We start from the raw sequence: 14,311 nt of genomic DNA, 5'->3' as shown, positions 1-14,311 counted from the left end.
TAAGAAAGGACTTCACAAATTTTTCCTGGTTATGAGATTGACCACTTTAGGAATTCTGCTTTGTATCATGCAGGTAAGCGCTGCCACTTTTGCGCAGCGCATCACCTTCAAGGCAAAAAACATATCGTACGAGAAGCTTTTCAAAACTATTGAACAACAGAGTGGCTACACTTTCGTGTATGATCCTGACGTGCTGCGTACTTTTCCAAGTTTCAATATCGAGATTAACGACGCCAACATTACAGAAGTAATGGAGAAATTATTGGCCAATAAACCGCTTAATTATAAAGTTATTGACAATACCATAGTGGTACGCCTTAAAGAAACTACGGCACAACGTAGTGAACTTATTTTCATATCAGGCAAGGTCACCGGCCAAAACGGCTTTGCATTACCGGGCGTTACGGTAAAAGTAAAAGGGTCAACCGTTATAACCGGCTGGGTGACAAATGCCGAAGGCCGGTTCAACGCTTTAGTTAATTCAAAAAATGTGGTTCTGGTATTTTCTTATGTAGGCTATCAAACACAGGAGATGCGTATTGAAGACCTTAAATCGCCATTTACGATACAGCTTAAAGAAGATATCAGCAAATTGGATGAAATACAGGTGATAGCCTACGGCCAAACAACCAAAAGGCTTAACGTGGGCGACCAGACTACCGTTACAGCCAAGGAAATTGAGAAATACCCGGTAGGTAACGTCTTATCTGTATTACAGGGTACTGTTCCTGGCATGGTTATCAGTCAGTCTACGGGACAGGCCGGGAGTACCTACAATGTGGTTATCAGGGGACAAAATGGTTTAACCACAAGTTCGGCCCCGCTTTATGTTATAGATGGTATCCCTTATAATGGCGGCGGCTATTCATCTCAGAAGTCTAATTTTTTAGGATCAAATAACCAGGCTTATGATGCATTAAGTTTAATTAATCCTTTGGATATAGAAAGTATTAACGTTTTAAAAGATGCTGATGCCACATCCATTTATGGTTCAAGAGGTGCCAATGGCGTTATATTGATCACTACAAAAAAAGGTAAAGCAGGCAATACAAGAATTGATGTAAATGTTTTCAGCGGTATAAGCCAGGCTATTACTACACCACAACTACTAAACACACAGCAATACCTGCAAATGCGCAATGAAGCCAAGAAAAATGATAATGCGGCTATACTACCTACCGATTATGACATAAACGGCACCTGGGACACCACCCGTTATACCAACTGGTCAAAAATGTTTTTAAAAGGTACCGGCTATAATACCAATGCCCAGGCCAGTATATCCGGAGGCGGTAATAATGTTTCCTATCTGGTCAGCGGTAACTTCAGGCGTTCAACAAATGTTCAACAGTTAATTGGTGGATCAGACCAAACATCTTCATTGCACTTCAGCTTGAACTCTACCAGCAATAATAACAAATTTAATATGCAGTTCACCGGTGGATATACTTATGACTTTAATAACATTCCATCGGTCGACTTGACCAGTAACGCCAACCTTGCACCGGATGCACCGGTACTTTATAACGCCGACGGATCACTGAACTTTCAAAACAATACATTTGGTAACCCTTTATTATCAGCCAAAGCCCTTGCAAGAACTTCTTTGTCAAATTTAACCAGCAGCATGGTTGCCAGTTATTTATTGGCAAAAGGTTTAAAGGTACAGGCAACTGTAGGCTACAACAAACAATCCCTTAATGAGTTTCTGGCTACTCCCCTGGCCTCTGTTCTGCCAACCCTTGTAGCCCTGGGGGTCAAGGGCTCGGCCAATTATAGCTGGAACAATAAAAGCTTCTGGAGTATAGAGCCGCAGCTTGAATACAACCGCAGTATAAGCAAAGGTACGCTTGACGTCTTGATTGGCGGAAGTATACAAAAGCAAATGGTTGATGCTACTCAATTGCAGGCATTAGGTTATAGCAATGACCTGCTGATCAACAACATTGCTGCAGGCAGCAGTATTGTTGCGTTAGGTCAGGGTTATAACGCCTATAATTACAAATACAGCGCTCTTTATGGCCGCGCCAATTATAACTGGGAAGGCAAATATATAGTTGATCTTTCTGGCAGGTATGATGGCTCAAGTAAATTTGGCCAGAGTCGGCAGTTCCATTTCTTTTATGCAACCGGCGCCGGTTGGGTATTCAGTTCCGAAAACTTTATTAAAAATGCCATACCATTCCTCAGTTTTGGCAAGATAAAAGGAAGCTACGGCACTTCCGGTAACGATCAGATAGGAACTTATTTGTATCTGGAAAACTTTTCGGMTGTATCATCAACCAACGCTTACCAGGGTGTACCGGGCATTATACCAACTAATCTGCCTAATCCGTATCTGAGTTGGGAAAGTACCGCTAAAGCAAATATCGGTATTGAGCTCCAGTTTTTGAAAGGAAGGATCGGCTTACAGGGTAACTTCTTCAGAAACCGTACAACTGATGTATTATCATCTGTACCACTATCTTCAACTACTGGCTTTACTGCGATAAATCAAAATATTGATGCTAAGGTTCAAAATAAAGGGTTCGACATCACGCTCAGCACTACTAATATCCAGTCGGGGAGCTTTGTATGGACAACCTCGTTTATGATTAGCAGGCAGCGTAACAAATTATTGGCCTTCCCGAATGCCACTGGGCTCGCTCAGCAACAAATCAGCCAATCTGTTGGTACTTTTTTTGTTAACCGCTATGCCGGTGTCGATCCGCAAACCGGCCTTTACCAGTTTTATGATAAAGACGGCAAAATTGTTTCCGCACCATCAAGTTCAGGTTCCGATCAAACCAAAATGATAAACACCGATCCTGGTTACTTTGGTTCCGTTTCCAACACCATCAGCTTCAAGGGCTTTTCACTCAGTTTCCTTTTCCGCGGCATAAAACAAACCGGACGAAGCCCTTTCGGACAGATCCTTTCTACCAGTTTTCTGCCAGGACTTCCTAATACCAACTATCCAACAGCGATTTTAGATCACTGGCAAAAACCGGGTGATGTGGCTAAGTTTGGCAAATTCGGCAGCACCTTTGGCACAACACTCTTCAATGCACTGAACGCCAGAAGCATGTTTTTAGATGCATATTACAGCGACGCCTCTTACATCAGGTTACAAAACGCATCGCTCAGTTACCAGTTCGATAACGAGGTAGCCAGGAAATGCCATCTGCGTAGCCTGAAAGTTTATGCATTAGGTGAAAATCTGGCCACTATTAGTGGTTACAATTTTTCGGACCCTGAAACTCAAAGCTATCTAAAAATGTCTCCGCTACGGACTATAACTTTTGGTATACAAGTATCACTTTAAAAATAAGGAACCATGAAAATTAGAAAGATATATTCAATAGCATTATATATGAGCGTGCTGGCCATTGTGGGCCTATTAGGCAGCTCCTGCAAAAAGGCCATACAAGTAGGCCCCTCGCTTGTTGCGGCAAATAGCAGCAATGCATTCTCCTCAAACAGTGCTGCACAGTCGGTAGTATCGGGTATATATACAAGAATGTCTGTCGGCTCATTTTTCCAGGGCAGTGCCGGTATAAGTTTAACTATGGGTTTAGCAGCAGATGAATTGATAAACATCAGCTCCAATAACTCATCATTAGGCACATTTTACTTAAACAGTTATGCCCCAATCACCCCACCTCCTTTCTGGAGTGAGTTTTATAAACAGCTTTTTTTCTGTAACACGGCCATTAATGGCATTTCCGGCTCTTCGGCCATTACCGATGGGGTTAAAAAACAGCTTTTAGGTGAGGTGAAGTTTTTACGCGCCTATATTTATTTTTATGCGGTAAATCTTTATGGTACCCCCCCATTAACAACCAGTGATGACTATACCGTTAATAATGTTCTTCCTAATAGTACTCCCGATGCCATTTACAAGCAGATAGTACAGGATTTGACTGACGCACAGGGAGCACTGGCCGATAATGTGTACGTAGACGCCTCTGGCAATACGGTTACAGACAGAATAAGGCCAAACAAACAGGTGGCAAGCGCCATGCTGGCAAGGGTTTATTTATATCTTAAAGATTGGAAAAATGCCGAAACCCAGGCCAGCTCCGTGATCGGCAATGCTAATTACACGCTGGTAGGCAATCTGAACCAGGTTTTTTTAAGGGCCAGCAAGGAAACCTTATGGGCATTGCAACCGGTTTCGCAACTTTACTTAAACACTATTGATGCCAACTACCTGATTGTTAATGCAAGTTATACATTATCAACCCAGTTACCGCTAAATAATAATCTGGTAAACGCTTTTGAGACCGGAGATGCCCGTTTAACAAACTGGGTTGGTACATTCACCACCACCACCGCGCCGGTAACCACTTATTATTATGCCAATAAATACAAGGTTGCGTCATTGAGTTCAACCATAGCAGTTACCGAATATCCAATAGTGATGCGTTTTGCCGAACAATACCTGATACGGGCCGAAGCGCGGGCTCAGCAGAACAACTTGTCTGGCGCTATTGCTGATATTAATATCATCCGTTCAAGGGCCGGGCTACCCAATACTGCAGCGGGCTCACAATCAGATATACTTGATGCCATTGCGCATGAGCGCCAGGTGGAGCTTTTTAGCGAATGGGGACACCGATGGTTTGATCTGAAACGCACTAACAAGCTTGATGCGGTTATGAGCGTGGTAACGCCACAAAAAGGCGGTTCCTGGAGTAGCTTCGAGCAATTGATGCCTATCCCCCTTGATGACATCCGGGCTGATGCAAACCTGAAACAAAATCCGGGATATAATTAACGTACACCCCTATTATCATAATGTCTCTTCAGCAGGATCGGATCAGGTTCTGCTGATTTTATCAATCCATCCATTTTTTAATAACAAAACTCATCATGAAAACAAAGATCATCGCTCTGTTTACCACAAGCTTGTGCATAGCAAGTTTACAAAGCATGGCACAAACCCAGCCATTTATTATTAATGGCAAGCTACAAAACATATCTCCGGTGCCCACAAAACTGTACCTGACGGAACTTTTATCCGGAACATTAAAAAAGCATATCGATAGCACCGAAGTAAAAAATAATGAGTACCAGTTTAAGGGGGAGCTCACTGTTGATGAAGCTATAGCAGTAACTATTAGCACTGCAACTAAAACCAATCCGGCAAATGATCTCACGTTGTATCTTGACAAGGGCGAACTCAACATCGTTTCTGATGGTACGCTTAAAAAATTCACCCTGTCTGGCTCGGCCGCAGCAGCTCAAAATCAGGTAATTGAAATAAGCAGCGGTGTTGTAAAGGAAAAAGAAGCGCTCAAACAAATAGCAGCCAGTGAAGCGTACAAAACAAACGAAGCACTGCAAGCAGATGTACTGAAAAGATCCAGGTTATTAGGCTCAAAGGGTTTAATTGATATGTACACGTTTGTTAGAAATAACCCGAATAACCGGGTAAGCCCCTTTACTACCTACGCGCTGCTGTTATCTGGCTATGTTGGTGGCACTGCCCAGGATACGCTGATGCAACAGCTACCTAACCACGTTAAAACCGACAAATTAGGCTTAGCCATTGCGCACATACCGGTAATGCGCGACTCGATGCTGAAAGCCGCGCTGGCTAAACAAAAAGTAGAAGCAGGCAAGATACCTGTGGGCAGTAAAGCACCTGAGTTTACAGAAAATGACATTCATGATAAACCTGTTAGCCTGTCATCATTTAAAGGTAAATACATATTGGTTGATTTTTGGGCCAGCTGGTGCTTACCATGCCGCCAGGAAAACCCTAACGTTTTAAAGGCCTACAACAAGTACAAAGACAAAGGCTTTACCGTATTAGGTGTTTCTCTTGATTCAGAATCGGCCAAAACCAGCTGGCTCAAGGCTATCGCAAGCGATGCGCTGCCATGGACACAGATATCCGACCTCAAGGGCTGGAAAAACCAGGCGGCACAACTGTACGGCGTAGGTTCTATTCCGCAAAACTTCCTGATCGACCCTAACGGTGTTGTTATTGCTACCAACCTGCGCGGCGAAGACCTGCATACCAAATTAGCTTCCATCTTTAAATAACATCCATAATGAAAACCCTCATGAAACATAGCTTAACAGCCATAATATTAGCGACCAGCCTTTTCCTGATAAACTACGGCGCTACGGCACAAACCAAAAAAGCGAATTTTGCAGGTGCATGGCATTTAAACGAAAGTAAAAGTGACTTTGGTCGCCTAACCGCGGCCAGTGCTAAAAAAGTTCAGGTACTCACCATTGATCAAACAGCTGATGAGATCGATATCAAGAGTGGAGATTCAACCGAAAGCACTAAGGCTACTATCAGGCTTGACGGAAAACCTTCTCAATTAACCAATAACACGGTTATCAATGAGATCCCCACTATTTCCAGGAGTGAGTTATCCACTCAATGGGTCAATGACCATGCTGTTACTATAACTTTGGACAACCCCAAAGGTATAATGCCGCCGAGCGTAAAAACTTATACCATTTCGCCAGATCTGCAAACCTTTACGATTGATTATAAACTCAAATTCGGCGAATCGGAAATATCTGGAAAACTGGTTTATGATAAACAAAAGAGCAATTAACATTACTCATTGATGCATAATAAATAATCGGAAACTATCATGAAAAAACTATTGGGGGTGCTGCTTATGGCGGCCCCTTTTATGGGCCTGGCCCAAAACAAAACCAACTTTGAGATCAGGGGAAAGCTGGATAGTATTGACGTACCAATGGTTTATGTTGTGCATATGCAGGGCTTCAAACAAGTTATTGACAGCGCCAAAGTAACCAACCATTCCTACAACCTGAAAGGGTATTTAGAAGTAGGCCAGCAAACCGTGTTGATGACTTACAACATGAGGACGGTTAAGCAAATACAACCGGATGGCATAGCGTTATTGTTCCTTTCACCGGGAATATCAACAGTAACGCATATCAAAAAATTTCATGACATCATCATAAGCGGCTCTGCCGGGTATAACGACTATAAAGCATTAACCTCAACAGCCAAACCTTACGAAGATAAAAACCAGGCACTCAAAACTAAGGCTTACCAGTTGCTGAAACAAAAGGATACCGTTGCAGCCAACGATGCCTACGCCGGGCAATATGCTTTTGAGCAGGATTTTATGGATAAAGTATACGGTGGTTTTATCAAACAACATGCTAAATCTTCGGTGGCATTTTTTGCGCTTCAGAAATTAGCAGGAACCGGTCATAGTATTGACGGCCAGAAGTTGAAACCTTATTTTGATATGCTGCCCTCCAATATCAAAGAAAGTGAAGATGGACGGCAGTTCAACAAAAGAATAACAGATGCCATCACCTTTAATACCAAGGGAGCGGTCGGCAGCCAGGCCACAGATTTTACCCTGCTGGACACCGCCGGGCATGCCGTAAAACTATCTGACTATAAAGGCAAATACGTATTGCTTGACCTGTGGGCCAGTTGGTGCAGCCCCTGCCGTGCCGATAACCCGCATTTAGTGGCAGCATACAAACAATACCACCAAAATGGATTTGAGATACTGAGTGTTTCGCTGGATACCCGTTCACGCGAGAAAGCCTGGCATAATGCCATCAGCCATGACCACTTAACCGCATGGGCACACGTTGCTGATCTTGATCATGAAACCAACAGCGTAGTAGCCTTATATGGTGTAAGCGGTATCCCGCAAAATTTCCTGATAGCTCCCGATGGTAAGATCATCGCCCGGAGCCTGCGCGATGGAGATCTGGAAAAGCAACTCAGCAAAATATTAAATAATTAAACTACCCCTCCCCATGGATATTAAAAAACTGATACTAACCACCGCAATCGGCTTTGCCGGATACGCTGCCTTAGCGCAATCCATCCCCTTAGATCCGGCTGTGCGCACCGGGAAACTGGCCAATGGCTTTACTTATTACATTCGTCATAATAATGAACCCAGGAAACGTGTAGAATTATACCTTGTTAATAAGGTAGGCTCTGTGCTGGAAGATGATGACCAGCAGGGCCTGGCGCACTTCATGGAGCACATGAACTTTAATGGCACCAAAAACTTTCCGAAGAATGACCTGGTTGATTACCTGCAGAAAGCCGGTGTCCGCTTTGGTGCCGACCTGAACGCCTATACCAGTTTTGACGAAACTGTTTACCAGTTACCCATCCCTACCGATAACCCTGCTATGTTTGGTAACGGCATCCGCATTATGCGCGACTGGGCGCAGGAAGCCACTTTAGACCCTACCGAAATTGAAAAGGAACGAGGCGTGGTATTAGAGGAAGAAAGGCTGGGTAAAGGTGCCAAAGACCGTATGTCAAGACAATACCTACCCATGCTGCTGAACCATGCCCGCTATGCCGACAGGCTGCCCATAGGTACTGACGAAGTGTTAACCAAATTTAAACCCGAAGTGATTAAACGTTTTCATCATGACTGGTATCGCCCTGACCTGCAGGCGCTGATCATTGTAGGTGATGTGGATGTAAATGAAGCCGAAAAACTCGTTAAAGAAAGATTTGCCGACCTCAAAAATCCTCAAAACGAAAAAGTACGCACACAATATAATGTACCGCTGACCGGCAAAAGCCAGTTCATGATCGTCACTGACAAGGAAGAAACATCAACCGATCTGGAGATCATGATGAAACATCAGGCTCCTGAATTGAAAACCGAGCAGGATTATATCACCTCCATCAAACAAAATCTGTTTAATCAGTTGCTCGGTAATCGCAAGCTGGCTGAATTAAGCCGCGAAAGCAACCCGGCCTTTACCGGTATGAGTGCGGGCATTGGCGGGGTATTAAAAAATGTGGACATGCTGAGCTTCAGCGTATCAGCTAAAGAAGGCAGGTTGGAGCAAAGCTTTGCACAAACCTGGCGCGTTATGGAGCGAATTAAACGTTACGGCTTTACACAAACCGAGTTTGACCGCATCAAACAAAGTTATTTGCGTGGCCTTCAAAACAGCGTAAATGAACAAGGCAAAACCCCTTCAACCAGTTATGTAAAGGAATATCAGCGTTTATTTTTAAATAATGAGGCATCGCCGGGTATTGCCTGGGAATATCGGTTTACCAACAACCATATCAATGCCATTACCCTGGCTGATATCAATACCCTGATGAACGAATATTTATCATCCAAAGATGTGGATGTACTGGTATCTGCCCCTGAAAAAGACAGAGCCTCCCTGCCTGATTCGGCAATGGTGCAAAGCTGGATAGCCAATGTAAGCAAGGAAGATATCCAGCCCTTTAAAGAAGATGAGATAAACAAACCACTGCTCTCTGTAAAACCAAAAGCTGGTAAAGTGGTCAGCAAACAGGAGATCGCGCAGCTTAATATCACTAAACTAACCTTCAGTAACGGTGTAACAGTGATCCTCAAGCCCACCGATTTTAAAAATGACCAGATCATCTACGGCGCATTTGCCCCCGGTGGTACATCGTTATATGAGGGTACCGATTACGATGTCGCGTCAAACGCCGGCGGTATCATGAACAGGATGGGCCTGGGTAATTTTAGTATGGTGCAACTCAACAACCTTTTTACCGGCAAGGTGGCATCATCGTCGGCTAACATTATAGGTCGTGCATCAACCATCAGGGCTGGCGCAGCACCTCAGGATTTAGAAGCTGCCCTGCAACTCACCTATTTGCAGTTTACTGCACCGCGTAAGGATACGCTGATGTTTAAAAACACCATCAATAATGCCATTGCCGGTTTAACAAATCGTTATGCCAGTCCGGCTAATGTATTTGCAGATACCGTTAGCTATATAATGGGTAACTACAATTATCGCTCGGCTCCTCCAACTATAGACCGTATTGGTAAGATCACACTGCAACGAGCCTATGCTATTTATAAGGAACGCTTTGCTGATGCCTCAGGATTCACATTTGTTTTTGTTGGCAACTTTAAACCAGAAACCATTACCCCATTGCTGGAGCGTTATTTAGGCTCATTGCCCGCTACCCATCAGCATATAAAACCCCGTGACCTCGGTATTCACATCCCTGCCGGACATATAGTAAAAAGGGTATACAAAGGCACCGAGAATAAGGCTACTGTACAGCTGGTGTTCAGCGGAGATTATACGTACAGCCCGCTGGCCAACCTGCAGTTAAAAGCCCTGGGCGACGTATTGCAGATCAAAGTATTGCAGCAGCTACGTGAAGCCGAAGGCGAGGTGTACAGCCCGCAGGTACAAACCAGCTACAACAAATATCCGCATAACCGCTTTGCCCTTACCGTGGCCTTTGGCTGCGCGCCGCAAAATGCAGATCACCTGGTAACCATGGTAGAGCAGGAAATGAAAATCTTAAAGGAGAAAGGTCCGGATGCGGACGACGTGCAAAAATTTAAAGCCCAGTATGAAAAAAATGTAGAGCTGGCTTTAAAGGACAACGGTTTCTGGATGAACTACCTGCTGGGCCAGTATGAAAATAACGAGGATGTGTTGCAGGCGCTTGATACAGATAAACTCCTGCAAAAGATAGATGCGGTATCGTTAAAGCAAGCCGCACAGGTATTTCTGTCAGGCAATAACATGATCACCTTCCAACTGCTGCCTGAAAAAACCGCAGAATAAAAGATACTTTCATACTACCTGCTTTAACCGGATAGCGCTGTGCGAACAGCGCTATTCTTATTTGCAGAAAATCTGGTCCATCAAAAAATTAAAAGTATTGTTATTTTGCTGTTGCTGATCAGCGGCCTATGAGCATTACGATAAACATCACCAAACCAAGGCGCGTACGCAGTATTTTAAGCGCATGCTTTACCTGGGTTTTAACGGTAAGCTCAGAAAGATCAAGCTGCTGGGCAATTTGTTTATGGCTGAGATTAGCCCTGCGGCTTAAAATAAATATCTCTCTCATTCGCGGAGGCAAGGCATCAATTTCTCGCTCAATGATGGAGGCCAGCTGTTTTTCACGAATAGCATGATCCGTAAGGCAAGTGCCGGTTTCATAGAATGATTTGAAGGAATTAATATGCCTGGAGTTTACTTCCTGATGCGTAAACCAGTCGATGACTTTGTTACGCATGGCAGCATAAAGGTAACCGGCGATACTTTTCTCCGGATCAAGGTATTCCCGCCGGTTCCAGAGATTAATGAATGTTTCCTGAATGATGTCCTGGGCATCTTCCGTGCTGGCCGTCCGTTTGCACGCGTCAATAAACATTAAGCCGAAATAACGTTTGTAAATTTCATTATAAGCTTCATGACTACCCGATTTCAGCAATTCGGACAAAGAATGATCAGGAAAAGCACTTATATCATCCATGGCATAATCAACAATGCTAAAAATAGCTAAATATTTTGTTAAACCATTGTTAATTATCAACAAATGATAGCTTTTGATATTTTTTTCAAACGGGTCCGTTTATTCAGCATTCCTAAACATATAAAATGGAACATTCTGCCATTTAATACTCACTTTTAATGTCAAAGTCGTATTGGAGAGCATAATTTACTATCAGCAGCGTTTTTTGAAGAATTGAACATCGAACTGCTAAAATGAGTGAGCTTTTTGGCTATATTTACCTGATTAACAATAAGTTAAACTGAAAAAAAAGAAGGACAAGCGACCGATTCTTCGTGCTTGTCCATTATGGCTCCTGAACCTGTGTACATTTTGAAACATTTGGTAGAAGATTTGAGGCGAATTGCAAACATTGGGGAAGATCCGTTAAAAGATTTTAAATAAGCCCAAGTCAACGGATAAATTTTATAAGTTAAAAGTTATCGCAAAACCTCCAGTCTCAAACTATTTCTATTAAGTATTTGCAGCTATTAATTGATCAAACAGCATAATTAAGCGTATTTTGAAAAGTGTGAATCAAATTTTATGTGGCTTGATGAATTAAACCCCGGATATAGGAATTATCCCCTTCAAGGAAAAAGCCAAACACCATTGTTGAATATGCTGAGACCTCACTCCTTATATTCCAATTGTTTTTTCAACACCACATTATTGGCGGCTTTGGCAATCATTACATCAAATGTGCCTGGTTCAGTAACCTGTTTCATTTGGCGGTTCCATATTGCTATATCTTTAGCATTGATAGTAAAGCTTACTGTTTTAACCTGTCCGGGTTCAATGGCTATTTTGCTAAAACGCTTTAATGCCATTACCGGGGTACTTACAGAATTTACCTTGTTACCCAGGTATAATTGTACTACTTCTTTACCCGGCATGTTACCTGTGTTTTTTACATCTACAGAAACCGTTACCTGTTCATTTTTGCTGAACTCCGTTTTTGATACCTTAAGATTACTATAATCAAACGAAGTATAACTTAATCCAAAGCCAAACGCAAACAATGGATCTGTTGACGAAAACACGTAATCACGTCCTGGTTTTTCAATGGTTCCTGGCTCACGGTTATTGCCTCTTGATGAGTTTACATAATTGTAAAATACCGGAATATGCCCTGTAGACTGCGGTACACTCATATTAAGCCTGCCCGATGGATTTACTTTACCAAACAGGATATTGGCAACAGCTGTACCGCCTTTTTCGCCCGGGTACCAGGCCTCTAAAATGGCCGGAATATTTTCCTTTTCCCAGCTTATGCTCCACGGACGGCCATTTTCCAATACCAGTATAACGGGTTTACCAGTTTTATATATGGCCTGCAACAATTCGCGTTGAACACCCTGTGGGTTAATATCGGTAACATCATACCCCTCGCCACAGGTGAACGGATCATTGGGTTCGTTACCTGGTGCCTGGCCATTCCAACCAACACCAGAAAATACAACACTGGTTGTTCCTAATACCACTACCACGGCATCGCTTTCCTCAGCAGTTTTTACGGCTTCGTCAAACCCGCTCTTGTCAAGGCCGGTAAGTTCGCACCCTTTGGCGTAGTTTACTTTAATGTTGTTCCCGGCAAATTGTTTTATACCTTCCAATACGTTTACTCCCGATAAGTTATCCCTGGTAAAGCTATAATCACCGTATTGTACCTTATTGGCATTGGGGCCTATCACGGCTATGGATTTTAGCTTACTGATATTAAGCGGCAAAAGGTTATCATTGTTTTTCAATAAAACTATTGATTCTTCCGCTATTTGCTGAGATAGTTTAATATGCTCTGGGGTATGTACCCTGTCTTTTATGCGTGCGGTATCAGCCAGGGGTTTTTCAAATAAGCCGGCCTTAAATTTAAGGGTAAGGATACGGGCTACCGCGGTATCAATCTGCGATTCTTTGATCTTACCGGCTTTAACCAACTCAACCAAATGGGTATACACGTCGGGGCGTGCCGCCTCCAGGTCAACACCTGCTTTTATTCCCAGCAAGGCGGCTTCTGATGCGTCTTTGGCTATTTTATGAAAATCGTACAGCTGACTAAGACCTCCATAGTCAGAGAATACGTACCCCTTAAATCCCCACTCTTGTCTCAACACTTGCTTTAATAAAAACTCATTACTGTGAGCAGGAATACCATCTATTTCATTGTATGACGGCATAATGGCTGCAATGTTTGCATCCTGCACAACATCACGGAAAGGTGCCAGGAACATAGAACGCAGCTCGCGTTCACCAATCTCGGCCGGTGCCAAATTAATGCCTGCTATGGTCTTGCTGTAGGCTGCGAAGTGCTTCCCGGTACACATCACCTTATCAAAGGCAAAGCTTTTACGGGTTTGCACCGGATCGCCCTGCATACCTCTTACAAAAGCAGAACCAAGCTGGCCAACCAGGTATGGGTCTTCAGAAAAACACTCTTCCACCCTACCATAACGGGCATCCCTGATGAGGTCAAACAAGGGAGAAAGCGCTTCATCAACCCCCGATGTGGATGCCTCGGTAGCAATCGCTTGCCCCATTTGCTCTATAAGTGCCGGGTTCCAGGTGCTGCCCTGCGCTATAGCTTGCGGAAAAGTGGTTGCCCCTGCTGCTAATTGCCCGTGTAAACATTCGCCAATTTGTATGGGCGGAATACCCAGCCGGGTTTGTTCACGGCTATATTTTTTTGCAGCGGCAGATTTTATGGCAACATCCTTTACATTAGTAAAGGGGCTTTCCAAAACACCGTAGGCAATTTTACTGTTTTTTGCACCTGAGAGTGACGACATGCTCATCTGGCCTACTTTTTCTTCCAGTGTCATTCGCTTTAAGAGATCAGCCACCCGTTTTTGTACAGGTGCTTTGGTGTCTTTATAAAGTTGTGCCTGAGCATTAAAGGCAAATACTACAGCGTAGATTAACAGAAACAGTGTTTTTTTTTTGCGCATTTGATTTAAATTAAATATTACGGATTTATTATCCATGTTTTACGATATGACCGGTACAGATTTCTATCCGTACCGGTCGTTTCAATTTGGC

8 protein-coding genes are annotated in these 14,311 nt (G+C 43.4%); 6 read left to right on the top strand and 2 right to left on the bottom strand.

Annotated features, from left to right (window positions below):
- Positions 1 to 31 precede the first annotated feature (31 nt).
- From AC1DRQ_RS13580 to AC1DRQ_RS13555, 6 genes are all read left to right on the top strand, one after another.
- On the top strand, positions 32 to 3,304 hold the full coding sequence (locus AC1DRQ_RS13580) for a SusC/RagA family TonB-linked outer membrane protein (RefSeq protein ID WP_477425175.1): 3,273 nt from the start codon (positions 32 to 34) through the stop codon (positions 3,302 to 3,304).
- 12 nt (positions 3,305 to 3,316) lie between these two features.
- Positions 3,317 to 4,759 carry a RagB/SusD family nutrient uptake outer membrane protein gene (locus AC1DRQ_RS13575; RefSeq protein ID WP_477425173.1) on the top strand — a complete coding sequence of 481 codons (1,443 nt, stop codon included), beginning with the start codon at positions 3,317 to 3,319 and terminating at the stop codon, positions 4,757 to 4,759.
- 95 nt (positions 4,760 to 4,854) lie between these two features.
- On the top strand, positions 4,855 to 6,033 hold the full coding sequence (locus AC1DRQ_RS13570) for a redoxin domain-containing protein (protein WP_477425171.1): 1,179 nt from the start codon (positions 4,855 to 4,857) through the stop codon (positions 6,031 to 6,033).
- Positions 6,034 to 6,041: 8 nt separating this feature from the next.
- Complete coding sequence (locus tag AC1DRQ_RS13565) at positions 6,042 to 6,563, top strand: hypothetical protein (RefSeq protein WP_477425169.1); 522 nt, start codon at positions 6,042 to 6,044, stop codon at positions 6,561 to 6,563.
- Between the two features lie 39 nt (positions 6,564 to 6,602).
- Positions 6,603 to 7,751, top strand: coding sequence for a redoxin domain-containing protein (locus AC1DRQ_RS13560; protein ID WP_477425167.1), 1,149 nt, complete (start codon positions 6,603 to 6,605; stop codon positions 7,749 to 7,751).
- A 13-nt stretch (positions 7,752 to 7,764) separates the two neighbouring features.
- Positions 7,765 to 10,560, top strand: coding sequence for a M16 family metallopeptidase (locus AC1DRQ_RS13555; RefSeq protein WP_477425165.1), 2,796 nt, complete (start codon positions 7,765 to 7,767; stop codon positions 10,558 to 10,560).
- 118 nt (positions 10,561 to 10,678) lie between these two features.
- On the opposite strand, the gene AC1DRQ_RS13550 is transcribed toward AC1DRQ_RS13555, so the two are convergent.
- Both AC1DRQ_RS13550 and AC1DRQ_RS13545 read right to left on the bottom strand, forming a co-directional pair.
- Complete coding sequence (locus AC1DRQ_RS13550) at positions 10,679 to 11,257, bottom strand: RNA polymerase sigma factor (protein ID WP_477425163.1); 579 nt, start codon at positions 11,255 to 11,257, stop codon at positions 10,679 to 10,681.
- 650 nt (positions 11,258 to 11,907) lie between these two features.
- The gene (locus AC1DRQ_RS13545; protein WP_477425161.1) at positions 11,908 to 14,220 is read right to left on the bottom strand and encodes a glycoside hydrolase family 3 N-terminal domain-containing protein; all 2,313 of its coding nucleotides are present in this window, start codon (positions 14,218 to 14,220) and stop codon (positions 11,908 to 11,910) included.
- Between the last annotated feature and the right edge of the window lie 91 nt (positions 14,221 to 14,311).

Source organism: Mucilaginibacter sp. P4_E8, assembly GCF_056401495.1.
Note: the sequence above shows the minus strand (reverse complement) of the source record. Positions and strands in the feature narration are given on the sequence as shown.

What these genes read in the sequence shown, in the direction of transcription:
- AC1DRQ_RS13570 (WP_477425171.1), top strand. Translation starts at nt 4,855, where the DNA reads ATGAAAACAAAGATCATCGCTCTGTTTACCACAAGCTTGTGCATAGCA.
- AC1DRQ_RS13565 (WP_477425169.1), top strand. Translation starts at nt 6,042, where the DNA reads ATGAAAACCCTCATGAAACATAGCTTAACAGCCATAATATTAGCGACC.
- AC1DRQ_RS13560 (WP_477425167.1), top strand. Translation starts at nt 6,603, where the DNA reads ATGAAAAAACTATTGGGGGTGCTGCTTATGGCGGCCCCTTTTATGGGC.
- AC1DRQ_RS13545 (WP_477425161.1), bottom strand. Translation starts at nt 14,220, where the DNA reads ATGCGCAAAAAAAAAACACTGTTTCTGTTAATCTACGCTGTAGTATTT.
- AC1DRQ_RS13550 (WP_477425163.1), bottom strand. Translation starts at nt 11,257, where the DNA reads ATGGATGATATAAGTGCTTTTCCTGATCATTCTTTGTCCGAATTGCTG.
- AC1DRQ_RS13555 (WP_477425165.1), top strand. Translation starts at nt 7,765, where the DNA reads ATGGATATTAAAAAACTGATACTAACCACCGCAATCGGCTTTGCCGGA.
- AC1DRQ_RS13575 (WP_477425173.1), top strand. Translation starts at nt 3,317, where the DNA reads ATGAAAATTAGAAAGATATATTCAATAGCATTATATATGAGCGTGCTG.